20 protein-coding genes are annotated in these 24,085 nt (G+C 31.7%); 8 read left to right on the top strand and 12 right to left on the bottom strand.

What is annotated here, in order from left to right:
* Positions 1–13: 13 nt before the first annotated feature.
* From WAF17_RS16945 to WAF17_RS16935, 3 genes are all read right to left on the bottom strand, one after another.
* Positions 14–601, bottom strand: a complete 588-nt coding sequence (locus tag WAF17_RS16945; protein WP_338762119.1) for a hypothetical protein — start codon at positions 599–601, stop codon at positions 14–16.
* A gap of 160 nt (positions 602–761) precedes the next feature.
* Positions 762–2,114, bottom strand: a complete 1,353-nt coding sequence (gene rseP, locus WAF17_RS16940; RefSeq protein ID WP_338762117.1) for an RIP metalloprotease RseP — start codon at positions 2,112–2,114, stop codon at positions 762–764.
* Between the two features lie 279 nt (positions 2,115–2,393).
* Complete coding sequence (locus tag WAF17_RS16935; protein ID WP_338762115.1) at positions 2,394–3,512, bottom strand: hypothetical protein; 1,119 nt, start codon at positions 3,510–3,512, stop codon at positions 2,394–2,396.
* Positions 3,513–3,557: 45 nt separating this feature from the next.
* On the opposite strand from WAF17_RS16935, the gene WAF17_RS16930 reads away from it, so the two are divergent.
* Positions 3,558–4,532, top strand: a complete 975-nt coding sequence (locus tag WAF17_RS16930; protein ID WP_338762113.1) for an SIMPL domain-containing protein — start codon at positions 3,558–3,560, stop codon at positions 4,530–4,532.
* A gap of 105 nt (positions 4,533–4,637) precedes the next feature.
* Positions 4,638–5,162 (top strand): hypothetical protein, encoded by a 525-nt coding sequence (locus tag WAF17_RS16925; protein ID WP_338762110.1) that lies wholly within the window; start codon positions 4,638–4,640, stop codon positions 5,160–5,162.
* Here WAF17_RS16925 and uvrC read toward each other — a convergent pair.
* The 4 genes from uvrC to WAF17_RS16905 all read right to left on the bottom strand — a co-directional run bounded on the left by uvrC (position 5,134) and on the right by WAF17_RS16905 (position 8,537).
* On the bottom strand, positions 5,134–6,984 hold the full coding sequence (gene uvrC / locus WAF17_RS16920) for an excinuclease ABC subunit UvrC (protein WP_338762107.1): 1,851 nt from the start codon (positions 6,982–6,984) through the stop codon (positions 5,134–5,136). The two genes, WAF17_RS16925 and uvrC, sit on opposite strands and share 29 nt — an antisense overlap.
* A gap of 210 nt (positions 6,985–7,194) precedes the next feature.
* Positions 7,195–7,782: a Uma2 family endonuclease gene (locus tag WAF17_RS16915; protein ID WP_338762104.1), complete on the bottom strand. Its 588-nt coding sequence runs from the start codon at positions 7,780–7,782 to the stop codon at positions 7,195–7,197.
* Between the two features lie 134 nt (positions 7,783–7,916).
* Positions 7,917–8,303, bottom strand: a complete 387-nt coding sequence (locus WAF17_RS16910) for a type II toxin-antitoxin system VapC family toxin (RefSeq protein ID WP_338762101.1) — start codon at positions 8,301–8,303, stop codon at positions 7,917–7,919.
* Positions 8,304–8,318: 15 nt separating this feature from the next.
* Positions 8,319–8,537: a DUF2281 domain-containing protein gene (locus WAF17_RS16905; protein ID WP_338762098.1), complete on the bottom strand. Its 219-nt coding sequence runs from the start codon at positions 8,535–8,537 to the stop codon at positions 8,319–8,321.
* A 345-nt stretch (positions 8,538–8,882) separates the two neighbouring features.
* On the opposite strand from WAF17_RS16905, the gene WAF17_RS16900 reads away from it, so the two are divergent.
* Positions 8,883–9,065 carry a hypothetical protein gene (locus WAF17_RS16900; protein ID WP_338762096.1) on the top strand — a complete coding sequence of 61 codons (183 nt, stop codon included), beginning with the start codon at positions 8,883–8,885 and terminating at the stop codon, positions 9,063–9,065.
* Positions 9,055–9,564: a hypothetical protein gene (locus WAF17_RS16895; RefSeq protein ID WP_338762094.1), complete on the top strand. Its 510-nt coding sequence runs from the start codon at positions 9,055–9,057 to the stop codon at positions 9,562–9,564. The genes WAF17_RS16900 and WAF17_RS16895 overlap by 11 nt, the downstream gene beginning before the upstream one ends.
* A gap of 59 nt (positions 9,565–9,623) precedes the next feature.
* Here the strand turns inward: WAF17_RS16895 and WAF17_RS16890 are convergent, their stop codons facing one another.
* The 3 genes from WAF17_RS16890 to WAF17_RS16880 all read right to left on the bottom strand — a co-directional run bounded on the left by WAF17_RS16890 (position 9,624) and on the right by WAF17_RS16880 (position 14,755).
* Positions 9,624–10,205 (bottom strand): TlpA disulfide reductase family protein, encoded by a 582-nt coding sequence (locus WAF17_RS16890; protein WP_338762092.1) that lies wholly within the window; start codon positions 10,203–10,205, stop codon positions 9,624–9,626.
* Between the two features lie 255 nt (positions 10,206–10,460).
* Positions 10,461–11,255, bottom strand: coding sequence for a hypothetical protein (locus WAF17_RS16885; RefSeq protein ID WP_338762090.1), 795 nt, complete (start codon positions 11,253–11,255; stop codon positions 10,461–10,463).
* Between the two features lie 89 nt (positions 11,256–11,344).
* Positions 11,345–14,755: a methylmalonyl-CoA mutase family protein gene (locus WAF17_RS16880; protein WP_338762087.1), complete on the bottom strand. Its 3,411-nt coding sequence runs from the start codon at positions 14,753–14,755 to the stop codon at positions 11,345–11,347.
* A gap of 151 nt (positions 14,756–14,906) precedes the next feature.
* Between WAF17_RS16880 and WAF17_RS16875 the strand changes: the two genes are divergently transcribed.
* On the top strand, positions 14,907–15,422 hold the full coding sequence (locus tag WAF17_RS16875; protein WP_338762084.1) for a hypothetical protein: 516 nt from the start codon (positions 14,907–14,909) through the stop codon (positions 15,420–15,422).
* A gap of 81 nt (positions 15,423–15,503) precedes the next feature.
* Here WAF17_RS16875 and WAF17_RS16870 read toward each other — a convergent pair whose 3' ends face one another.
* Positions 15,504–16,508, bottom strand: coding sequence for a hypothetical protein (locus tag WAF17_RS16870; protein ID WP_338762081.1), 1,005 nt, complete (start codon positions 16,506–16,508; stop codon positions 15,504–15,506).
* Between the two features lie 190 nt (positions 16,509–16,698).
* Between WAF17_RS16870 and mutS the strand changes: the two genes are divergently transcribed.
* From mutS to WAF17_RS16855, 3 genes are all read left to right on the top strand, one after another.
* Positions 16,699–19,389 carry a DNA mismatch repair protein MutS gene (gene mutS / locus WAF17_RS16865; RefSeq protein WP_338762079.1) on the top strand — a complete coding sequence of 897 codons (2,691 nt, stop codon included), beginning with the start codon at positions 16,699–16,701 and terminating at the stop codon, positions 19,387–19,389.
* 81 nt (positions 19,390–19,470) lie between these two features.
* Positions 19,471–19,887, top strand: coding sequence for a hypothetical protein (locus tag WAF17_RS16860; RefSeq protein ID WP_338762077.1), 417 nt, complete (start codon positions 19,471–19,473; stop codon positions 19,885–19,887).
* Between the two features lie 262 nt (positions 19,888–20,149).
* A complete protein-coding gene (locus tag WAF17_RS16855) occupies positions 20,150–22,525 on the top strand; it encodes an outer membrane beta-barrel family protein (RefSeq protein WP_338762075.1) in 2,376 nt (791 codons plus the stop codon).
* A gap of 116 nt (positions 22,526–22,641) precedes the next feature.
* Here the strand turns inward: WAF17_RS16855 and WAF17_RS16850 are convergent, their stop codons facing one another.
* Positions 22,642–23,523, bottom strand: coding sequence for a DUF808 domain-containing protein (locus tag WAF17_RS16850; protein ID WP_338762072.1), 882 nt, complete (start codon positions 23,521–23,523; stop codon positions 22,642–22,644).
* Positions 23,524–24,085: the final 562 nt, after the last annotated feature.

Below are 24,085 nucleotides of genomic sequence, written 5' to 3'. Positions count from 1 at the left end.
AATTAATTCAGCCTTACATATAAAATAGCTTTGGATATTTCATTATAAAAAACTCAATGCTTGTCTTGACGGCATCTCCAAGTGTGAAGGTTTTATTATCAAAAGATAGAACCAATTTATCATTTGGAATATTACTGTGTTTGCTTCGGTCTATCATCTTTGCACCAAAAGGAGCGTAATTTATTTTTTGTGTATCAAATAAAAATATTACTTGCATAAAATCGTGTTCATAAGGTTTCCATACATATCCTTGTTTTTCTGCATAACGAATTCGAACACGAGCATTTTTGTTGTTAGTTGCCTTCATTTCATCTTCAATCATAATATGACTAGAATAAACCTCCATCATTTTGGCTTCTCCTTCTAAGAGTGTATTTTTTCTCCAAATAACCAAACTATACCAGTCATCTCCCTTTTCAGAAACTGAATATTTATAACTAGAGCCTTGATAATCAAATTGAGCTTCAAAATTATAAGGGTCTATCGAAGAACTTGAAAGCGTATCACTACTACTTTCTGAATTTTCATCTTGAGCAAAGAGAGAATTTTGAAACGGAAGAGTAATAAAAAAAAGATACAAAAGGAATTGAATAATTTTCATAAAGCTAAATATTTAAGGTTTAAAGAAGGGTTAATAATTAAAATTGAAGAAGGCTAAAAAGATAAATGAATCATATTCATAGATTATCCTTTTAGCCTTGTAATAAACTTATACTATTTTGTTATTGGTAAGACACCAACAACAACAGAACTCTAAATTCTTATAAGTTGAGTCCAGCTTTTATTAGTTTCCAAATATCGTTTCCAAAAACAAAAATCATAAGACAAAGAATAATTACCATTCCTATTTTTTGAGCAATTTCTAAGAATTTGTCCGAAGGAGGACGACCCGTAATCATTTCATAAAGAAGGAACATAACGTGTCCACCATCAAGGGCAGGAATTGGTAAAAGATTCATAAATGCCAAAACCATTGACAAAAACCCTGTAATTCTCCAAAAACGATAAGCATCGAATTCCATTCCAAAAATCATAACCATTCCAATAGGGCCACTCAATGAATCAGAGGCATTAATATCGCCTTTTGCCATTTTTTTGTATGCCATTGCTTGTACACCAATTACTCCAAAAGCCGATTTTGTACCTACTTCTAAAGATTCTGTAAGACTATATGGACGTTCTACAAAGTTGATTTCATAACTTATTCCAACTCCAATTGTACTATCAGCAGCCACACTCACAGGCAAATTCATTGTTTTTCCATCTCTTTCCACTACAAAAGTAAGTGTTTTTCCTGCATTTTGATGTAGAAGTTTTTGGAAAACTTCGAAGTCTGTTGTTACAGTTTCATTTACTTTTATGACTTTATCTTTTGATTTCAGTCCTGCTTTTTCTGCATTTCTATCTGGTGCTATTGCTCCAATTGTAAAAGGATATTTTGATTCACGCATTGTCATAAATGCTTTTGCTTCATCTTTATCCGAGCTATAAATTTGCAAAAACTCACTTGTAATTGGAATTTTTTTCTGCTGACCATTTCTTTCGATGGTATAATATGAATCATCATTTAAGATAAAAGCAGGGTCTAATAAATCTTTAAATGACTTTGGAGTTTCTCCATTGATATTAATAATTTTATCACCTGTTTGAAGTCCTAGGCTTTTTCCTAAATCATTTACTTCAATTCCGTATTTATTTACTTCCTCTATCGGAATGTATTTTTCGCCGTAAGTAAAGGCAATCGCAACCATTATCAAAATACCCAAAACGACGTTGAAAATAACACCACCTAACATAATAATAAGACGCTGCCACGCTGGTTTTGAGCGAAACTCATAGGGTTGAGGTTCGCCTTTCATTTGGTCAGTATCTAAAGACTCATCTATCATTCCTGTTATTTTGACGTAGCCACCCAAAGGCAAAGCACTCAGACAATATTCTGTCTCTCCGTATTTAAAACCAAATATTTTAGGAGGAAAACCAATAGAAAATTTTTCTACTCTCACTCCAAAATACTTTGCTGCCAACAAATGTCCCAGTTCGTGCAATCCTACTAAAATAGAAAGTGAGCCCAAAAGCTGCAAAATGCCAATAATTACTCCTTGTATATCCAAAATTTATGATTTATTTATGTACCAAACAGTTTTCAACTGCTTGAATGATATTTTTTGATGTATTTTATTCAATATGTTTTTTCTGACAGTTTGGAAACTATCAGCTACGGTAATTCGAAAACCGTACAAATCCGTTTATTTAATTTGCAAAGGTAGTTCTTTTAATTTTTTTTACCAATTTCAGACAAGTTGGCATTTTTTGAGAATGATGAATTATTAATTGTAAATGATGAATGTAAATTCCTAATTATCAAAACAATCAAATCAGAAAGTAACAGTTTATTTTCGTTTAGGATTCTTATTCGATTTTATTCCTGTTTTTTCTTCTTCCCATTCAGCCTTGATTTCCTCTATGCTCTCCTGTGGTGGTGGACTAATTCCAAATTCTTTTTCTTCCAGTTCTTTTACCTTCCATTGTTTGATAGCAACTTGTTTTTTGATAAGCTCTAAAGCTTCATTTACCATTCCTTTTGTTATCATCCCAAATTGCTCTTGAGATTTCGAATCAATAAGCAATGCCTCTACCAAAATTTCGGTTACTTCTTTCAGAATCCTATTATTTTCGACGGTTGTAGCATCTTCTACAAGCCCATTGACAACATTAAAAACAATATCTGCAATCGCTCTTTCCAGATTTTGAGAAATAAATTCGCCCATTACAGGTACTTTCCCTATTGTTTTTATCTCTGCATTTTTTTCTACGGCTTCATTTATCAGGGTTTCTACATACCGTTTGAGTTCGTATTTATAGGTTGGATAATTCTTTGCAGCCACCACTTGCACACGTTTGGTTAGCCAAGTCGTCAGTAGATTTGAGCGAGGCTGAACTACATCTTCTACTATTTTTTCTACAATTGGGCTTCCTTTCATTACTTCTCCTTGTACTTCATTCAAAACATTTATCACTACTCTGTCTGAAACTTCTTCTACGAAAATAGAAAAATACTTACCTCCTGTTTTATACAAATAAGTATTGGCAAGGTTTATTACTTCCATCAAATGAAGTTTGTATAAAATAGCTACCAAACGCAAAACACGCAAAGAACGAAACGAAGGCAAACAGCCCAAAATATCATACCAATGGACAAATGGATAAAAAAACCAACGATGATAGGTTTTTAGATAAATGGCAATCGCCCAACGAACAACAATATCAGAAATAAAAATTCCTACAAAGACTAAATCTATGAGCGCAAAATTTTTGAATATATAATCATTATAAAAATGATAAAATGAGGTAAGATAAGTTTTGAGAAAATCTTGAACCAAATGAGCAGTAAAGAGAAAATTAAAAACAATCAGTATTAGATTAATCAAAACTAATATCAAAACACCAATATCTGCTATTACTTGTGCTGTCGAAAACTTATCTTTTTGTAAATTAGAGAGATTTATCATTTTATATAATTTTAGACTTATTTTTACCAAATTTACTCAAATTTCATGAAAACGAACAACAAGTTATTTATCTCATTATTTTGTCTTTTCTTTCTAGCTACTTCTCTTTGTTTTTCTCAAAATAGAGCCAATTATAATTACAATAATTCAAATTATAACACAGATAAAAATCCTTCTCAAACTCTACCAGTAGCAACTATTTTGAATAATAGAATGATAGAATTAGAATCAACGGTTTTGATGAATGTAACGGCAGATGAATATGTAGCAATGTTTCATATCGAACAGAAAGGAGAAAAACTCAAAGATGTGCAAGAAAATATGGACAAACGAATTGCTAATTTTCAGAAAGGTCTTTTAGAGTTAGGAGTTAAAGAGAACGAAATGATTATTGATTTTCTCTCGCTTGTGCCAGAATATGAATACGATATTGAGAAAAAGCTTTTTAGCAGGACGTATAATGAAGTTCCTGTCGGTTTTGAACTTAAAAAGAATGTTCATATTCGTTTCAAAGACAACAAAATACTAGATAAAATTATTGCCAAAGCTGCCGAAAATGAGATTTATGATTTATCGAAAGTAGAATATTTCATAAACGATACAGACATTCTCTATCAAAAATTACGTAAAAAAGCCTTCGAACTTATCACTAAAAAAGAAAAACTCTATGATAGTGCAAATATTAAGATTTCAAAGGCTAAGAAAGTAGCCGATGAAAACTTTCAGACTTTTTTTCCTTTTGATAGATACCGTTCGTATGAAGCTGTTTCGAAGGGAAAAACTTCTTTTTCAAAAAACTCAAAAATAAATAATGAAAATCGTACTCCAAGTGCCTTTTATGAAAAACTAGATTATGACAATATAGAATGTATCATCAATCCGACCATTTTAGAACCTGCTGTACAGTTATTTTTTACGCTGAAAGTTCGTTATACTTTACCAAAAGAAGAAAAAAAGGATAAAACAATTTATATTTTGAGTCCAACAGGAGAGTTGAAGAAAGTTAATTTGAAAGAATAAAAGGTTTTTGAATGTTTAGTTTTGTTGTGTTAGAACACTACCCTCAACATTTATTGTCATAAAGACGTATTTAATAGAAAAAATACAACTACTTGACTTTAAATTATGACAGATTTAGAAAAAACTTTAAAAAATCTAGAAAGCAGCCTCAAACATAAAAGAGAAAATACATTATGGAATCATTTTCTAACTTTTACTGAACGTAGCTCTAGTTATTCAGGAACAGTTAATAAAAATGGGTTTGAAGTTTGGAGGTATAGTAGGTGGCAAGGAGCTTTTTATACAGTTTTCATAGGTAAAGTGGTAGAAAGAGAAGGAGTTAAAAAAATTGCTCTCAGTAAAAAACTCAATAAATTTGCTAAGTTTTTAATAACTGGACTTTTCTTTCTATTTTTATTTACAATGCTAAATTCAGCCATTAATTATAAACAAGCCTATGATGGTAGCCATTATTTTTGGGAAATAAAGTGGGACGAAATATTTAATACTACTTTATCAGCTATTGTCTTTTTTACAGTTATGTTTCCTGTATTCTATTACGTTAATAGAGTCAAAGAAAAAGAAGAAATAGAAAGTTTGAAAGAAAGGTTTATAATATATTCTAACTCAACAAATCAGGATTATTTTTGATATATTCTTTGATAAGACGAGTACGATTTGCTCCAATCAATTCTTTGAGTTCTGAATCAGGTGTTTTGGCAATCTTTTTAATCGATTTATACTCAATAAGTAGTTTTTCAATAGTTGCTCTTCCTACTCCTTTTACATTTTCTAAAGGGTTACGAAGGGCATTTTTACTTCTTACATCTCTATGAAAAGTGATGGCAAAACGGTGTGCCTCATTTCGTAAATGCTGAATGAGCTTTATAGAAGGGGATTTTTTATTGATATAAATAGGATGCTGGTCTTCTGGATAAAAAACTTCCTCCAAACGCTTTGCAATTCCTATAATCGGAATTTTTCCATATAAATCTAAATCTTTCAACGCCTGTGCCCCAAAACTTAGTTGTCCTTTTCCACCATCAACAATTACCAAATTTGGCAACGGCTGTTTTTCCTCTAAAAGCCTTCTATAACGACGATAAACAACTTCATACATCGTTGCAAAATCATTCGCTCCCTCTACTGTCTTGACGTGGTATTTTCTGTAATTTCTCTTTGAAGGTTTTCCATTCATAAAACAAACCATCGACGAAACTGGATTTGTGCCTTGCAAATTTGAGTTATCAAAACATTCGACATGCATTGGTAATTCTTTCAAACCCAAATCTTTTTGAAGTGCTTCGACAGCTACAAGTCCTTTTTCTTGCTTACGCTCTGCAAAATCTAGTTTCTTACGAAGTCTTTCTTTTTTAAAGTAGCCTACATTTTTGAGTGATAAATCTAATAATTTACGTAAATCTCCAATTTTAGGATTAATTACTTCTACTTTTGGCAATGGAATTTCTGCCGAAACATTACTAACAATTCGCTCTGCCTCACTTCCAAAACGCTGCCTAAACTCTACGGCTATCATCGGCAAAATATCTTCTAAACTTTCCTCTAAGCGTTTTTTATAAGATTGATTAGCTGTATAGACAATACTTCCGTCTTCAATTTTGAGATAATTTACATATACATTTGCTTCATCATCTAAAAGCGCAATAACTTCTGTATCTGAAATATTCGGATTTGTGATAAGAGATTTACTTTGGTAAGTATGAAGAGCTTCCCATTTTTCTTTTGCTTTTTGGGCTTCTTCAAATTCCATTTTTTCGGCTGCCGTTTTCATTTTAGCTTTAAAATATTCTTTAGCTCGGCTTGTTTTTCCTCTCAAAATATTCCTAATCTGCTCAATATCTTTCAAGTAATCTTCTTCTTCTTGCAATCCTTCACAAGGTCCTTTGCAGTTTTTGATGTGATATTCTAGACATACTTTGTACTTCTTAGCTGCAATATTTTCTTCACTCAGATTGAAATAACACGTTCGAAGAGTATATAATTTTTTGATTAGTTCGTTGAGTGCATAGAGCGTTTTTCCATTGGTATAAGGTCCATAGTTTGTGCCTTGCTTTCTGTTTGGCGTTCTGGTCGTAAAAACTCTAGGAAATGGCTCATCTGTAATACAAATATAGGGATATGATTTTCCATCTTTTAATAAAATATTATATTTTGGTTGATGCGCCTTTATCAAATTATTCTCTAAAAGCAGCGCATCAGCTTCACTATCTACAATTGTGATGGCTATGTTTCTAATTTCACGAACAAGCTGCCTTGTTTTTCTATCATATTGATGCGACTTAGTAAAATAACTAGACACACGTTTTCTAAGTTCTTTTGCCTTTCCTACGTAGATAATTTCATTATTCTCGTCTTTATATTTATAAATTCCCGGTTGGCGAGGAATATTTCGGATAATATCCTTTAAATGTTCTCTTAATTCTTCTTTGTTTTTTGGAGTTGATTGGCTCATAATTTTCTGTCAAAAATTCCTTATTTACTTCACTTTTTATTCTAACTCAAAAATAACGGTTTTGTCTTTTTGTTACTCACTCTATGTCTAAAATTTTTAGTTGAAATAGAAAATAAGTAGAAAAATTTAATAAACAAAAATAACCTTCTTCAAATAATAAATTATTCAAAGAAGGTTTTATAAAAAGCATTTTAACTACTATTTTGAGTATTAGTTTTCAAAAATTATTCTATCGTAAATATCAATGAAAGGAATATTTAATGTTTCGGTTTCAGAAATGACCAACTCTAACGAATTTTCTAAGCCTTCAATAGTCTGAATATTCCATAATGAAGCCGGACTCTGACGAGAATAAATCTGAATTTTTGCTTCATCTTGTTTTACCAAAACATAATGACGAAGTGAAGGAAGCTGTCTATATAAGTCAAATTTATCTCCTCTATCAAACGCTTCAGTAGATTTTGACAATACTTCTATAATCACAACAGGATTTTTGAAAGCATCTTTATAGTTTTCAGCTTGTTCTTTTTCTCCACAAAAAATCATCGCATCAGGATAAAGATAACTATTGCTATTCTCTAAATACAGTTTCGTATCACTATTCATTATTTGGCACGGTTTGCCTTTTAACTTCATATTTATTTCTGAAAATACGTTGCCAGTAACTGTATTATGTTCATACGTTCCTCCTGCCATCGCTTCTACATAGCCATTATAATATTCATATTTTTGGTTCGTTTCTTCTTCTAATTGTATATAATCTTCTAATGAAAGTCTGGTTTGTTTTTGCTGTTGCATGGCTTTTAAAAATTAGTGGTAAATGCTTTCCTAAATATACGCATTAAATGGTTTTGATGTTTTGAGACAACAAAAAACCTTCTCCAAATAATAAATTATTCAAAGAAGGTTCTATAAAAATGTCTTGCCTTTTCCTACCATATCAAATCGCATTCATATTTTTTAAATTCTCCATCTCTGCTAATTAATTTCATTTTTTCTGTTATGGCTTGTGCTATAATGATTCTATCAAATGGGTCACGATGATGAAAAGGTAAGGTTGTCATTTTAATTATGTGCAAAGGTTGGATAGCCAAAACTTGTATATTTTGCAACTGCATATTTTCTACAATTTCCTCTAAAGAATAAGCTAGTTTTAACTTTCCTATGCTCATTTTGATTCCGATTTCCCACAACGAAGCAATACTAACAAAGATGGTATTTTCTATATCTCTCAAAATATCTTTTGCAGGTTTGGAAAGCGTATCATCGCCATTCAAAAACCAAAGTAAAGTATGCCTATCTAATAAATAGTTTTTCATAATTTAAGTTTTGCTTTACATATAGTCTTTAAAATCCTCTAAAGGTTCATCAAAATCATCTGACATATAAGTTACGAGTCCTTTCATTGCTCCAAATTTTCGTTCTTTTAGAGATGGCGAAACACTTTTTTTAGCAATAAAATTATCTACCACTTTTTGAAGGTCTTGTAATACATCATCAGAAAGCATATCTATACGACGAAATAAATTGAGTTTGATATCTGAATTGTTCATACTACTCTATTTTAGATTTTCTGTTTTATTAAATTCTTACTTCAATAACGTGCAACCTATACAGAAAGGTTTGATTACTCACAAAAAAACCTTCTTCAAATAACAAATTATTCAAAGAAGGTTCTATAAAAAACCTCACCGACGTAATTATGTCCTAAAACCCAATTACTCACGCCTAAAAACGACTTCGGTTACTATTTTTATACAAAAAAATGAAATTGATAGTATAAAAATTGTAGTATCTCAATTATCAAAAGCTAATTTCCACTTGCAAAAAAATAGTTTCTTTTTTAAACTTAGAATGAATTTTGTACGTTATTTAATACAAATCTAAAAAATATAATTATGAATGAATTAAAACAATTTTCAAGTTTTGAAGAACTAAAAGCAGATGGAAAACCTACTGAAAATATGGAAGAGACCATAAGAAGGTATAAAGAATATGAAGAGGGAATAATTTTTCTTAGAAGTAAAATTGTTAAAAAGCCAGTTTCTGATAAGATTAAGCACAATAAAAATGAAAAATAATCTTGTTGAGATACTCAAAAAAGTTTGTGAAATATTTAACAGACATTCAATTGACTATATTTTAGTAGGTGGAACTGCTGTTGCTCTTAATGGATATTTTAGAATGTCCTTTTTAGCTGATGGTAAAGTTGCAAGTAAACTTGACTTAGATTTTTGGTACAACCCTTCTTATTCCAATTATTTTAAGTTGTTAAATGCTTTAGAAGATTTGGGAAGAGATATGACGAGAGCAAAAGAAGAACAAGCTCCTAATCCAAAAAAATCTTTTTTTAGATATGAATTTGAAGAATTTACACTTGATTTATTACCAAAAATGGACTCTAGATTAGATTTTAGGTCTTCATTTGATAAAAAAGAAGTTACAATATTTGACGACGTGCAAGTATCTTTTTTATGTTTGGAAGATGTAATAAAGGATAAAGAATTTCATAACCGTCCGAAAGATAGAGAAGATATTGAACAGCTAAAGAAGATAAAAAGCGATAAAGAAAATCTGTAAAATCTGATTTCCACTTGCAACAGAAGTACAAAAATCATGACAAGATGCAGTAATATTCTTTATATCAAATCTAAGGCTTCCTCTACCATTTCTGTTGTTTCAGCAGACCAGCCGTAATCTTGAAAAATAACTTTTCCTTCTTTGTCAATCACATAAACTCTAGGAATATATTCTTCAGCAAAGTAGTTAAATATTTCTCTATTTTCATCTTCAACAATTTTCATCTTTGTCTTTCTATTTTTACTCCATTCTATCAACTCTTCCTTTGAATGTTCTCTTCCTATAGATATAAATTGGACATTTCCCTTTAACTGAATAAGTTTTTTGTTTATTTCTTCCATCGCTACTTTACACGACGGACACCAAGTAGCAAAAAGTAAAAGCACAGTAGGTTTATTACTATCCTTACCAAAAGTTATACTATTGCCTGTAATATCTTCTACTGAAAAGTTTTTTACATCTTGTATTACTTCTAAAGAAAGAAGTTGCTCTTCAGGATAAGTACTCAAATAGGTTTTGTATTTCTTTTCAAATTCTTCTTGAGAAGTTAATGACTCTTGAGAGTGTTGTGCCGAACATGAAAAAAGTAACCCTGTAAATAGGTAGAAAGTAAAATATATAAAAGTCCTCGTTGGTATCATATTTTTTTTAAAATTGAGATATGTAAAAGTCAAATAAAAGATAGTTTCTCTCACCTTTGTTGGTCTTTAACTTCGGCAATGCTGTTGTGATGACCAACAAAAAACACACCGACCAATTTGCAAACCTACCTCCAAAACTAGTGCTAATTAAAAACAAAAAACAAATCTTTTGTCTTACTGCTGTTCGTCTGTCTGTTGTGGGTCATCGTAACGGCAAGCCGAAACTAAAGACCAACAACGGCTTTGAGGAATATATTATCCTTTTGGTGTATGAAAAACAGATATAAATAGATTTCTCTCTATAATATCTGATTCGTCTAATAATTTACTACCCTTTAACAAATATGCGTTATCATAAATCTCTTCAAAATTATCTTTTGAATTTACAAAATCTTTTAATTTTGTTACAGCATTAGAGTAGGCTTGGTCTCCTCCTTCTTCTAATATGAAAACTGATAAATTAGTAGAGTTTCTATTAGCATAAAATGATAACTGATTTAGACAACCTGTAATTGTCTCTCCACTACGAATCTTAAATTCAGCAATAAGTAATTTTTCATTGTTCTCTAATTGAATAGAAATATCTACTTTACCACCTTTTTGTAAAGATTCTGCTGTAACTAATCCACTACTTTGCTTGTAAATAGCCTTTAAGTGAGCCAAAACTGCATTTCTATACACTGCCTCTCTACTTCCTCCATACGTTTCATTTTGGGATGTGGCTTGCTGAAAAAATAGTGGAATATCTTCTAGTTGAGATAAATAATCATACATATGCAAACAGACACTTTTAAAATCTGAAATAGAGAAGGTAGGCTCTAAGCTTTCTGTCAAAAAACTCTGTAACTCTCCTTTTTTGTGTAAAGATAAAACTACGCTTTTTATAAATGTTGTTTTATTGCTTCTGTCTTGATTAGCTTTAGCTATAATTTCGTCTAAATCATCCCACCCATACAATTCGCCAAAACTTTGTAACTGTTGTGTAAACTGAAATTCAGAATACTTATCATATAGTTTTTGAACTATGTCGTTTAAATCATTAATATTCATCTAATTGTTAAGGTTAATTTAAGTGATATATAAAGCTGCTCAATATATGGAAATACTGAACAGCTAAATAATAAAAAATACTAAACTACCTACATATTCCTCCTATACTGCCCCCCAACTTCAAACAATGCTCTAGTAATCTGTCCTAACGAACAGGTTTTAGTAGCTGTCATTAAGTGTTCAAACATATTTTCGTGTTTGATGGCTGCTTTTTGAAGGTCTTTCAAGATGTTTTTGCTTTTTTGTTCGTCGAAAGAATGAAGAGATTTAAGCATATTTATTTGATACTCTTTTTCTTCTTCTGTCGAACGAATTACTTCGGCAGGAATAACGGTAGGCGAACCCTTCGAAGACAAAAATGTATTTACACCCACAATCGGATATTCGCCTGTATGTTTTTGCATTTCGTAATACATACTTTCTTCCTGTATTTGTGTGCGCTGAAACTGTCTTTCCATCGCTCCCAAAACACCACCACGCTCAGTAATTTGGTCAAAAATCTTCAAAACAGCTTCTTCTACCAAATCAGTTAGTTCTTCAATAATAAACGAACCTTGCAAAGGATTTTCATTTTTTGCTAGTCCTAATTCTTTATTGATGATAAGCTGAATCGCCACAGCACGACGAACAGAATCTTCCGTTGGTGTCGTTATGGCTTCGTCGTAAGCGTTGGTATGCAGCGAGTTACAGTTGTCGTAAATGGCATACAAGGCTTGTAACGTAGTACGAATATCATTAAAATCAATTTCTTGTGCGTGAAGTGAACGCCCCGAAGTTTGGATATGATATTTTAGTTTTTGCGCTCTATCGTTTGCTCCGTACTTGTTTTTCATCGCCTTTGCCCAAATACGACGAGCAACACGACCAATAACAGAATATTCTGGGTCAATTCCATTCGAAAAGAAAAACGAGAAATTCGGTGCAAAATCATTAATATCCATTCCTCTACTCAAATAATATTCGGCAAAGGTAAAACCGTTGCTAAGTGTAAAGGCAAGTTGAGTGATAGGATTTGCGCCAGCTTCTGCAATATGATAACCCGAAATAGAAACCGAATAGAAATTTCTAACAGAATGGTCAATAAAATACTGTTGAATATCTCCCATGAGTTTTAGCGAAAATTCGGTACTAAAAATACACGTATTTTGCGCTTGGTCTTCCTTCAAAATATCAGCTTGAACCGTTCCACGTACTTGTGTGAGTGTTTTGGCTTTTATTTTATCATAGATTTCTTTATCTAAAACTTCATCGCCTGTTGCTCCCAAAAGCATCAAACCTAAGCCGTTATTTCCTTCTGGCAAATCGCCATTATACGTAGGACGAGTTTTGCCTTCGTATTTTTTCTTAATTTTTTGTTCAACTTCTTCCTCTAATCCGTTTTCTTTGATGTAAATTTCACATTGTTGGTCAATAGCTGCATTCATAAAAAAGGCACAAACCGTAGCAGCAGGACCATTAATTGTCATCGAAACCGATGTAGTTGGGTCAGCCAAATTAAAACCTGAATAGAGTTTTTTTGCATCATCTAGGCAGCATACATTTACACCAGAGTTACCTACTTTTCCATAAATATCTGGGCGATACGCTGGGTCTTCTCCATACAAAGTAACCGAATCAAAAGCCGTCGAAAGTCGTGCAGCAGGCATTCCTTTTGAAAGATAATGAAAACGTCTGTTGGTTCGTTCGGGTCCTCCTTCTCCTGCAAACATACGAGTAGGGTCTTCGCCTGTACGCTTAAACGGAAAAACGCCTGCCGTATAAGGAAATTCCCCTGGTACATTTTCTTGTAAATTCCATTTCAAAATATCTCCCCACGCTTTGTATTTTGGTAGAGAAATTTTAGGGATTTTGGTTTGAGAAAGGGAAGTGGTATAAGTTTTAAGGCTAAATTCTTTGTTACGAACTTTATAAACAAAATCATCAGCCGTATAAGTAGCAACTTTTGTTTGCCAATCTTCAATGATTTTCCAATTTGTACCTTCTAAAGAAAGTTTTATTTGTTCGAAAGTATCTTTCAAGCCTTGAATGATAGAATCTTTTAATTCTTTTTCTATTTCTTCATTACTCAAAATAGAATCGATTGAAAGTTCTAAACCGTATAATTTCTGTGCAATTTCGGCTTGTTGCTCTACATTTTCATCATAACGACGGTTATTTTCACTAATTTCTGATAGATAACGAACTCTTGAAGGAGGAATAATATACTGTTTTTCAGACGTAGAAGCTGAAATTTCGAAAGAAGAATCAAATAATTTTGTAGGCGAATTTTCATTGACTTTATTAATTTGGTCAATTAAGGAACGATACAAAGTATTCATTCCTACATCATTAAACTGTGATGCAATCGTACCAAAAACTGGAATTTCTGAATCTGGCGTATCCCACAAATTACGGTTTCTTTTGTACTGTTTTTTGACATCACGAAGTGCATCTAAAGCACCACGTTTGTCAAATTTATTGAGTGCAATTACATCAGCAAAATCAATCATATCGATTTTTTCTAATTGCGAAGCTGCACCGTATTCTGGTGTCATAACGTACAAAGAAGCATCAGAATGGTCTGTAATGGCTGTATCAGATTGTCCAATTCCAGAAGTTTCGACGATAATTAAATCAAATTCGGCTGCACGAAGAATATCAATCGCATCTTGAACGTATTTTGAAAGAGCTAAATTGGACTGACGAGTAGCCAACGAACGCATATAAACACGGTCGTTTGTAATCGAATTCATACGAATACGGTCGCCCAAAAGCGCACCACCAGTACGACGACGAGAAGGATCAACAGAAACAATGGCAATCGTTTTGTCTTCAAAATCTATCAAATAACGTCTTACAAGTTCATCAACTAATGAAGATTTACCTGCACCACCTGTTCCAGTAATTCCCAAAACAGGAGCTACTCTTTCAGGTATTAATTCTTTTACTTTCTTTAAAAGAGCTTTATTTTCTTCTGGGTAGTTTTCTACGGCTGATATAATTCTTCCTAAATTCTTTGAATCTTTTTCTTTTATTTTTTCTACTTCGTTTATCTCTACATCATTTCCTGTCGGGAAGTCTGCTTGTTTTAATAAGTCATTTATCATTCCTTGTAAGCCCATTTCACGCCCATCATCTGGATGATAAATTCTTGTAATGCCGTAATTGTGTAACTCTTCGATTTCAGAAGGCAAAATTACACCTCCACCACCACCAAAAAGTTTGATGTGTCCTGCACCTCTTTCTTTCAAAAGGTCGTGCATATATTTGAAAAACTCTACGTGTCCACCTTGATAAGAAGTAATGGCAATCGCTTGTGCATCTTCTTGAATGGCACAATTTACAATTTCTTCTACCGAACGGTTGTGTCCTAAATGGATAACTTCTGCACCCGAAGACTGAATAATTCGGCGCATTATATTTATAGCTGCATCATGTCCATCAAAAAGAGCTGCTGCTGTAACGACACGCAGTTTATTTTTTGATGTATAGGGAAGTTGAACTGGAGGATTGGTACTCATAGTATATTTTGTGTGAATATGGTTGTAGTCATTATTTTACAAAAATACTAAGAAAAAGTGAGGTTTTTTGTTTTGGCTAATTTTGAAGTTTTTTTAATTGTCAAGACACTTGAAAGTATCAGACAATTAGAAAGAAATTTATTATCTTGAAATGAAAAACACTAATGCAATGAAAGAAACTACAACCTATCCGATTTATCTATTTAAAGAGCCTATTTTGATTCCGAAAATGCAGGAAGAAAAAGAGGAACTTATTTTCAAAATAGAAGACTTTCTGATTAAGCACAAAACCTTGCGAAGGGAAAAGAGTAAAATTTATCACGTATGTTTGGAGTATTTTCAAGATAGTATTAAATTAAATCTTGATGTTGATTTTCAACTTTATTTTTCAGAAAAACATATTATTTTAGTAGAATTCATTTTTGATGATATAGAAAGTAAGTTTGTAAAACAGTTAAGAAAATACAGTCAAATTTTTAAAGACAAAGGTTTTTCAGTATTCAAAACGCTCTATCGAAATGCTGTAAAAAATAAAAATCATTCAGTAGAAGATAAAGTAATAATGATGCTTTATGCACATCTACGCAACAATCAATATATATTCAAAGAAGAAATAACAAAAGACAATAAGTTCAAAATTACCTATCAAATAGGAAATCAAGCCTAGAAAAATACTTTTCTCAAAAAAACTCCTCAAATCTCAAAATATTTTTGCAATTTTGATACACTAATAAAATCAAATACCTAATTACCCTTCATAATCACTCATCAAGTCAGTATAAAAGTCAGATTTTTTAAATTCTTCTATCACTTTATCTCTAGTAAGTCGCTCTCCATCTTCTAAATCTATATTTTGAGATTCTATTTCAAGACCAAAAATTTTCATTTTAGTTTTTCCTAAATAATAGGTTGAAGAGTCTGTTACTTCTTTATTGTTAATATAAGTAACATTCATACGTAGAGATGGAAAATCAAATGCTTCAAAAGTTAGTGAATTTATTGCCTTGTCTAGTTCTGTTTCAATTTCTTTAGTTGAATATATATTTTTAATTGCATCAACCACAAAATCATCATTTCTAACTAAACAAGTAGGTAAAAATAAATCAATTATTTTTTGATTTTCATTCAACTCTTTGTAGCAAGTTCCATATAAAAAATCGTACTCACTCTTTTGGATATAATATCCCATCCCACAAGTATAGGTTACTTTATATTTATTGACAGCCTCTTCCAGATAAAATAATGCTTTACTAAAGTCATTTTGCGCAATATAAATTTTAGATAAACAGAGAGCAATTTCATTTTTAGGATGTGAAGTAAAACTACCATATCCATAATTAGATACATCATTTACTGAACTATCTTTCAAAACATCAGAAGCATAAAAATTAGTCTTAGAAAAATTTTCTTCTTCTGAATTAAGTATCCTTAAAAACATTCTCTCTGCTATTTCATCTTTTCCAAGTTTCCAAAAAGAGAGAGCAACATCATAAAACTCTCTATAATTATTTGGAGTCAGACTCTCATTTGCCAAATAACCTAGTTTATTTACATTAATACTATCATTTTTGTTAGGATAGCGAGTAAGACTTCCTCCACTATACATACTTTTATATAAAGTTGGTTTTAATTCAAACTCAATCCTCTCAAATTTATAATCTCCAATAATAAGAGAATCTTCTTCATTATGTGCAAAAACACTTTTTATACTTATCAATAAGACTAAAAATAGCAAGTAACTTAAAGTTTTCATAGATTTGAGATTATAAGGAAGTTATTTTTTATTTAAGATTACACTTATATTTTAGACGAATAAAAATTATTTTTGCTGCAAATTTCTACTTTTTATATTTAAAAGCTACTTTTCTTCAAAATATTTTTGCAATTTTGATACACTAATAAAATCAAATTGCCAATAAAAATAGCGATAAAAAACAACTCTCATGGCTAGACCTCCAAAATCACAAAAATCTACAAGTTCAAAAACTAGCACTACCGACACAAAAAAGACAAAACAAACTCCTTTGATGAAACAGTATAATCAAATCAAAGGAAAACATCCAGATGCTATTTTACTTTTTCGTGTTGGTGATTTTTATGAAACTTTTGGAGAAGATGCCGTCAAAGCAGCCAAAATATTAGATATTACGCTTACCAAACGTGCCAATGGTGCAGCTTCTCAAATTGCATTAGCTGGTTTTCCTCATCATTCCTTAGATAATTACTTACCTCGTTTGGTTCGTGCAGGACTTCGTGTAGCTATTTGCGACCAACTAGAAGACCCAAAGGTAGCCAAAGGAATTGTAAAACGAGGCGTTACAGAACTTGTTACCCCTGGATTAGTTTTGGGAGATAATGTTCTGGAAAATAAGAAAAATAATTATTTAGCTTCTATTTATTTCTATAAAAACAAAAAATATGAGGCTGTTGGTGCTGCCTTTTTAGATTTATCGACAGGAGAGTTTTTGGTAGCCGAGGGAGAGTTTTCTTATATTGAACAACTTTTAGAGCGTTTTGCGCCTTCCGAAATTATTTATAGCAAATCCAATAAAAAAGAATTTGAAACACAGGTAGTTCGTCAAGGAAGTGATTTTTCACAGTTTGCTATCGAAGAGTGGATTTATTCTACCAATTTTGCCTATGAAAAACTTACCAAACATTTCGGAACAGCATCATTAAAAGGTTTTGGGATTGAATCTCTACACGCTGCCACCATTGCAGCAGGAGCAGTTTTGTATTATTTGGAAACAACAGAACACCACGAAAAAAATCACATTATTTCGCTCTCAAGAGTTGAGCAAGACAAATATGTTTGGTTGGATTCTTTTACTACTCGTAATTTGGAATTGCTTGTTCCGATGCATGGAAATGGCTGTTCGCTGATTGAAGTGTTGGACAAAACAGTTACACCAATGGGTGCAAGGCTTCTTAGAAAATGGGTGGCTTTTCCCCTCAAAGATGCCAAACCAATTCAAAATAGGCTTAGAAATGTAGCTGTTTTGGTAGAAAAAGATGGTTTGCAAGGCGAAATTTGTTCATATCTGAAAGAAGTAGGAGATTTGGAACGCTTAATTTCAAAAGTAGCCGTAGGAAGAATCAATCCAAAAGAACTCGTCAAACTTCGTACTTCTTTAGAGGCAATTCCGAAGATAAAGGATATTTTATTAAAAAGTAAGACTAATGAACTGGAAGCTATTGGAGAAAAACTTGTCTTGAATAATGATATTTTAAAGAAACTCCAAAACGAGCTAGAAGACAATCCACCACTTGCTGTACAGCAGGGAGTTACGATAAAAAGAGGAGTTCATGAGCAGCTTGACGAGCTCAGAGATATTTCTAGTTCGGCAAAAGACTTTTTAGAAAAATTGCGCCAACGAGAAATTATAAAAACAAATATTACGTCATTAAAAATTAGTTTTAATAAAGTTTTTGGATATTATATTGAAGTCAGTAATGCTCACAAAAGTAAAGTTCCTTCGGAGTGGATTCGTAAGCAAACCCTTGTCAATGCAGAGCGTTACATTACGCCAGAACTCAAAGAGTGGGAAGAGAAGATAGTTACGGCAGAAGAAAAAATAGCGAGTATTGAATATACGCTATATCACAATTTGGTTTCAGAAGTGGCAAAATACGTAAAGGTAATTCAGCAAAATGCCAAGTATTTATCGATGTTAGATGCGCTTTGTAGCTTGGCAGAAGTAGCAATGCAAAATAATTATGCTTTACCTGAAATTAGTGATGATAATAGTTTAGAAATCAGAGAAGGAAGGCATCCAGTTATTGAAAAACTATTGCCGATTGGAGAGCAGTATGTTCCGAATGATATAACAATGAATCCTGAAAGTGAACAGATTTTTATCATAACAGGCCCTAATATGGCTGGTAAATCTGCGCTTCTTCGTCAAACGGCTTTGATTGTTTTGATGGCTCAAATTGGAAGTTTTGTTCCTGCCAAAAGTGCCAAAATTGGTGTTGTAGATAAAGTTTTTACTAGAGTTGGAGCGTCTGATAACATTGCCAAAGGAGAATCTACTTTTATGGTAGAAATGTCTGAAACGGCTAGTATTCTGAATAATTTGAGTGATAGAAGTCTTGTTTTGATGGACGAAATAGGGCGTGGAACAAGTACGTATGACGGAATTTCGATTGCGTGGGCGATTGTAGAATATTTACATTCTCTTCCTAATGCAAAACCCAAAACACTTTTTGCAACCCATTATCACGAACTCAACGAACTTAAAAATGAGTTTGATAGAATAAAAAATTACAATGTTTCGGTAAAAGAAGTAGGAGGGAAAATTATTTTCCTTAGAAAACTAAAAGAGGGAGGAAGTGAACATAGTTTTGGAATAAATGTAGCTTCACTTGCAGGAATGCCTAAAAAAGTGGTTTTGAGAGCATCGGAAATGATGCACCATTTTGAAACCAATAAATTCAAAGAAAAGGATAAAGAAACATTAAAAGCTGCTCCAAAAACTGAATTTTATCAGAATAATCTCTTTGAAGAAAGCAAAACTTCTGACCCAGCCTTAGAAAAAATGAAAGACGAACTTTTAGCCTTAGATATTAATCGCCTATCGCCTGTGGAAGCACTTTTGAAATTGAATGAGTTTAAAATAAGAGTGGGGAAGTAGTGATTAGTTATTAACGTTTAGTGATTAGTGAATTTCTGTAGCTGTCAGCTTCCAAGCTGTCAGAATTATACTAAAAAAATAATGAAAACAAATTTTGAAATAATAGAAAATTATGCTCTTAATTTTGAAGAAAAACATTTTGATTTACACAACAATTTTGATTTTCTAAGTTTTGAATATTCTATTTTAAAACAAGAAATTAAAATGGAATGGAAAAAATCAAATGACAATTGGGTAGATAAAAATGAAGTAAACAACTTAATTTTAGTTCATAAGTCAGTTTCTTATTTATTCTTCAATAATGAGGTTAAAGAAAATAACTTGAATGAAAATCAAGACTTATCAGAAATTACATTTTTCCCTTCTAAAATTAGAGAAGTTAATGATAATTTTCTTTTACAAAACAATCCAAAAGAAAATGATGATATTATTTATACGTTTGAAAATGGACAAGTTATACGAATTTGTTGTAAAAAAATTGAATTAATGTCTCGCTAAATTTGATTAGAAAATAACCTATGCAAACACTAGAAAAAAAATAGTAACCAAAACTCTGACCTTAGAGGAAAAGCAACAAACTAGTCTTTATATAAAACCTTCTTTGAATAATTTATTATTTGAAGAAGGTTATTTTATATACTTACCTTACGCTTTACTAGCACTCTAACAATTATTTTGTTTCACAAAAAAAGCAAAAAGTTAAACAACTTTTGCAAATAAAAAGTTGTGATTAAAATTTATAATTAAATATTGAAATACAATGAAACACTATCTACTGCAAATTATTTATTTATTTTTATTTTCTATTTGGAGTGGTTTGGCTACTGCTCAAGAACAAAAAATTGAGATTTTTGGCAATTTAGTTGAAGAAGAAACTGCTCAAGCTGTTCCTTATGCTACTGTTGCACTCTACAAAACTAGTACGGAAGAACTCATTACAGGTGTTATATCCGATGAAGAGGGAAATTTTTCTATTTCCACTACCAAAACTGATTTTTATATCAAAATTAGTTTTATGGGATACCAAACCAAAGATATAACAGAAGTTGAAATCATCAATAATAAGATAGATTTGGGAACGGTCTCACTTGCTCCAGATACAAAAATGCTAGATGCCATTGTAGTAGAAGGAGAAACTTCAAAGACGATTTTCCAATTAGATAAACGTGTTTTTATGGTTGGAAAAGACCTAAGTAGCACTGGAGCAAGTGCGCTTGAGGTTTTGAATAATGTACCTTCGGTCAATGTAAATATTGAAGGAGAAATTAGTTTGCGAGGAAGTGGTGGCGTACAGATTCTTATCAATGGAAAGCCTTCTATTTTAGCAGATGATTCGGGTAATGCGTTGGGTACGATTACGGCAGATATGATTGAAAGTGTTGAAGTAATTACAAATCCTTCTGCAAAGTATGAAGCCTCTGGAACATCAGGGATTTTGAATATTATTCTCAAAAAAGAATCAAAAGAGGGCTGGAATGGTTCTATTTCTGCAAATACCGGTATTCCTGATAACCATAGTATTGGAGGAAGTATAAATCGTCGTACTGAAAAGTTCAATTTATTTACTCAATTTGGGGCTGGTTATCGTTCAAGACCAAGAATGACAGAAGCTACTAATAGAAATTTATTGAATGGAAGAACTATTTTGAGTGATGGAGAAGAATTTAGAAATGAAACCTTCTTCAATATTAGACTGGGAACAGATTATCATTTGAATAAATACAATGTCTTTACGCTTTCAGGAAATTTTGCCTACGAAATAGAAGACCAGCCCTCTGAAACTAATTTTAGTTTTTTGGATGAAAATCAACTTATTTCTCAATGGGTACGTAATGAAGAAACTGAAGCTACAAATCCAAAATGGCAATATGAATTGAATTGGACAAAGACCTTTAAGAATAATGAAGACCATACATTTCAGATAAGTGCTTTGGGAAGTTCTTTTGCAAAAGACCTTTCTTCTATCTTTATTGATAAGACTATTGAAGGCGAAAATGTAGATACTAATCAGCTTACAGCTACTACTTTTAATCAAACAGATTATACATTTAAGGCAGATTATGTCAATCCATTATCAAAAAATTATACGCTAGAGACAGGAGCATTGTACGTAATCAATGATGTAGGAAATGATTTTGAAGTACAGAATTTTGAGAACGGAGAATATGTAACTGACCTAAACTTTACCAATAGCTTTGAGTGGAATCAGAAAGTATTAGGTGTTTATATGACTGGTGCTTTTGAAAATAAATTATGGGGAGTTAAGGCAGGTTTACGTGTAGAAAATACAGACCTTCAAACTCTATTAGTAACAACAAACGAAGCAAACTCACAAAATTTTACTAATCTTTTTCCTTCTCTTCATACTTCTTATAAAGCATCAGAAACTTTTTCATTACAAGCAGGATATTCTAGACGTATTTTTAGACCAAGATTATGGGATTTGAATCCATTCTTTAACATCAGAAACAACTTTAATATTCGTGCAGGTAATCCAGACCTTCAACCCGAATTTACAGATTCGTATGAAATTACAAGTATTTATGAGATTGGAGACGCTACTATGAGTTCTAGTTTGTATCACAGATATACGACCGATGTAGTGGAACGAGTTTCTACTTTTTCTGATAATGTTACTGTTACGACACCTCAAAATATTGGAACAAACTCGCTTATAGGTTTCGAAACAAACGGAAAATATAGCCCTGTAAAGTGGCTGACTTTCAATGGTAATTTTAATTATACTTATTTTGACCGTCAAGGAGTTTTTGAAAATCAAAATTTTGACTTTACTGGTAGCCAATGGTCGGCTCGTTTGGATTCAAAAATAAAACTTCCTGCTGATATTGATTTTGAAATAACAGGAAATTACCGTTCTGGTTTTGAGACTGTACAGGGAGAACAAAGTGGTTTTGCCTTTATGGATATAGGCGTACGAAAAAAGTTTCTTAAAGGTAAAATTGTTGGTAATCTAGGGGTTAGAGATGTATTTGCTTCTAGGATTCAAGAAAACTTTGTAAATCAACCAACTTTCGAAAGTTATAATTTTAGACAACGTGGACGATTCATAACTCTTGGTGTAAGCTATGCCTTTGGTAAAGGAGAAGCAATGAGTTATTCAGGCAGAAGAAGGTAAAACAAGTATATTTATCAATAATGCACAAACCCTAAACTCTTGTAATAAGAATTTAGGGTTTTTCTTTTCATAAAATATAGATATAAGTAGATTTAGAATATACAATAAGTTTAATGTTAATCGTTTTTACCTATAACTTTCAAAACTATCTTGGTAATAAATAAACATATAAATCCTATAATCAGACCAATAATAAATTCACTTACGATAGAAGGCAAAGGCAAACTTTCAACAAGATGATGTACGTGTTCAATGTTGTGAACAAATATTCCACCTGCTACCAAAATCATAGCAAATGTACCTATTACCCCTAAACTTCTAACTATAAATGGTAATGTTTTGACAAGAGCAGTTCCTATTTTATTTAAAATACCTTCGTTAGTTTTGCTTTTAGCAATTAAATTATAACCTAAATCATCCATCCTTACCAGAAGGGCAACAAGACCATAGACAAAAACAGTGGCTATAAGTGCAACTATTGTTACTACTATTATTCGTATGTTGAGAGGGCTATCTGTTATGGTACTTAATGCTATAATTATAATCTCAACAGAAAGAATAAAATCTACAATAATAGCTGACTTTATCTTTTCCTTTTCATACTCTTCTATTTGAGCAGGTGTCATTTCTGTATTTAATGAAATGTCTTTTTTATCATCCTTTTTGTGAAATAAATACTCATATATTTTCTCTGCACCTTCATAAGACAAATACAACCCTCCTATCAAAAGAATAGGAACAATAGCTACAGGAAAGTAAGCACTCAATAAAAATACGACAGGTAAAATAATTATTTTATTTAGGAGAGAACCCTTTGTTATTTTCCACAAAACAGGTATTTCTCTAGCTGAAACAAAACCTGACGCTTTTTCAGCATTTACAGCTAAGTCATCAGCAAGAATTCCTGCTGTTTTTTTTGTTGCTAACTTGCTCATGACAGCTACATCGTCCATAAGTATTGCAATATCATCGAAGAGGACAAAAAATCTAGAAGCCATTTAGTTGGTCGTTATATAGTTTAAAAAATGTTTTTGAGTGCTTGTTTTACTTTGACTAAACTACTACTACTCACTAAGAACTATATTTTGTTAGCCTGTCAAAGCTACTCTATGAGAACACAATCTATATAGAAATGTTTTGGTGGTGTTTGATGGATTTTATTGTGATGTAGAAAAAACAGATTAAGGTTTTGCAATTTTTCTTTGCTTATAGATTCCAATATTCGAAAAACTATTTTTATTGATTTTTTCGGTCATCTGAAAATCTTTGTGGAAGTCATCGATGAGGAGAGGACACCGACAACGGCAAAAGATTGATTCAACTCAACAAGAATAAATTTATAGCTTTACTTAACTAAATTTTTAAAAAACTATAAATTGACAACATAAATCATAATGACAACTTATAAATTGATTTATCTCATTAAAAAGTCAATCTGAAGCTAGATAAAAAATAATAAAAACCCTAAGAATTTCTAAAAACTCTTAGGGCTTGAATTATAATTTTATTGTAAAAGTAAAGAACTCTGTAATTGTATTATCCTGTAATTGTCATATAAAT

This window comes from Bernardetia sp. ABR2-2B (assembly GCF_037126435.1).
GTDB lineage: Bacteria > Bacteroidota > Bacteroidia > Cytophagales > Bernardetiaceae > Bernardetia.
This window is presented reverse-complemented; position numbering and strand designations above follow the sequence as displayed.

Excerpts from the sequence above, each read along its gene's own strand:
- WAF17_RS16925 (WP_338762110.1), top strand. The coding sequence starts at position 4,638 with ATGACAGATTTAGAAAAAACTTTAAAAAATCTAGAAAGCAGCCTCAAA.
- WAF17_RS16945 (WP_338762119.1), bottom strand. The coding sequence starts at position 601 with ATGAAAATTATTCAATTCCTTTTGTATCTTTTTTTTATTACTCTTCCG.
- WAF17_RS16910 (WP_338762101.1), bottom strand. The coding sequence starts at position 8,303 with ATGAAAAACTATTTATTAGATAGGCATACTTTACTTTGGTTTTTGAAT.
- WAF17_RS16935 (WP_338762115.1), bottom strand. The coding sequence starts at position 3,512 with ATGATAAATCTCTCTAATTTACAAAAAGATAAGTTTTCGACAGCACAA.
- WAF17_RS16870 (WP_338762081.1), bottom strand. The coding sequence starts at position 16,508 with ATGAAAACTTTAAGTTACTTGCTATTTTTAGTCTTATTGATAAGTATA.
- WAF17_RS16900 (WP_338762096.1), top strand. The coding sequence starts at position 8,883 with ATGAATGAATTAAAACAATTTTCAAGTTTTGAAGAACTAAAAGCAGAT.
- WAF17_RS16915 (WP_338762104.1), bottom strand. The coding sequence starts at position 7,782 with ATGCAACAGCAAAAACAAACCAGACTTTCATTAGAAGATTATATACAA.
- WAF17_RS16890 (WP_338762092.1), bottom strand. The coding sequence starts at position 10,205 with ATGATACCAACGAGGACTTTTATATATTTTACTTTCTACCTATTTACA.
- WAF17_RS16930 (WP_338762113.1), top strand. The coding sequence starts at position 3,558 with ATGAAAACGAACAACAAGTTATTTATCTCATTATTTTGTCTTTTCTTT.
- WAF17_RS16905 (WP_338762098.1), bottom strand. The coding sequence starts at position 8,537 with ATGAACAATTCAGATATCAAACTCAATTTATTTCGTCGTATAGATATG.
- uvrC (WP_338762107.1), bottom strand. The coding sequence starts at position 6,984 with ATGAGCCAATCAACTCCAAAAAACAAAGAAGAATTAAGAGAACATTTA.
- WAF17_RS16880 (WP_338762087.1), bottom strand. The coding sequence starts at position 14,755 with ATGAGTACCAATCCTCCAGTTCAACTTCCCTATACATCAAAAAATAAA.
- WAF17_RS16855 (WP_338762075.1), top strand. The coding sequence starts at position 20,150 with ATGAAACACTATCTACTGCAAATTATTTATTTATTTTTATTTTCTATT.
- WAF17_RS16895 (WP_338762094.1), top strand. The coding sequence starts at position 9,055 with ATGAAAAATAATCTTGTTGAGATACTCAAAAAAGTTTGTGAAATATTT.
- WAF17_RS16885 (WP_338762090.1), bottom strand. The coding sequence starts at position 11,255 with ATGAATATTAATGATTTAAACGACATAGTTCAAAAACTATATGATAAG.
- WAF17_RS16850 (WP_338762072.1), bottom strand. The coding sequence starts at position 23,523 with ATGGCTTCTAGATTTTTTGTCCTCTTCGATGATATTGCAATACTTATG.
- mutS (WP_338762079.1), top strand. The coding sequence starts at position 16,699 with ATGGCTAGACCTCCAAAATCACAAAAATCTACAAGTTCAAAAACTAGC.
- WAF17_RS16875 (WP_338762084.1), top strand. The coding sequence starts at position 14,907 with ATGAAAAACACTAATGCAATGAAAGAAACTACAACCTATCCGATTTAT.
- WAF17_RS16860 (WP_338762077.1), top strand. The coding sequence starts at position 19,471 with ATGAAAACAAATTTTGAAATAATAGAAAATTATGCTCTTAATTTTGAA.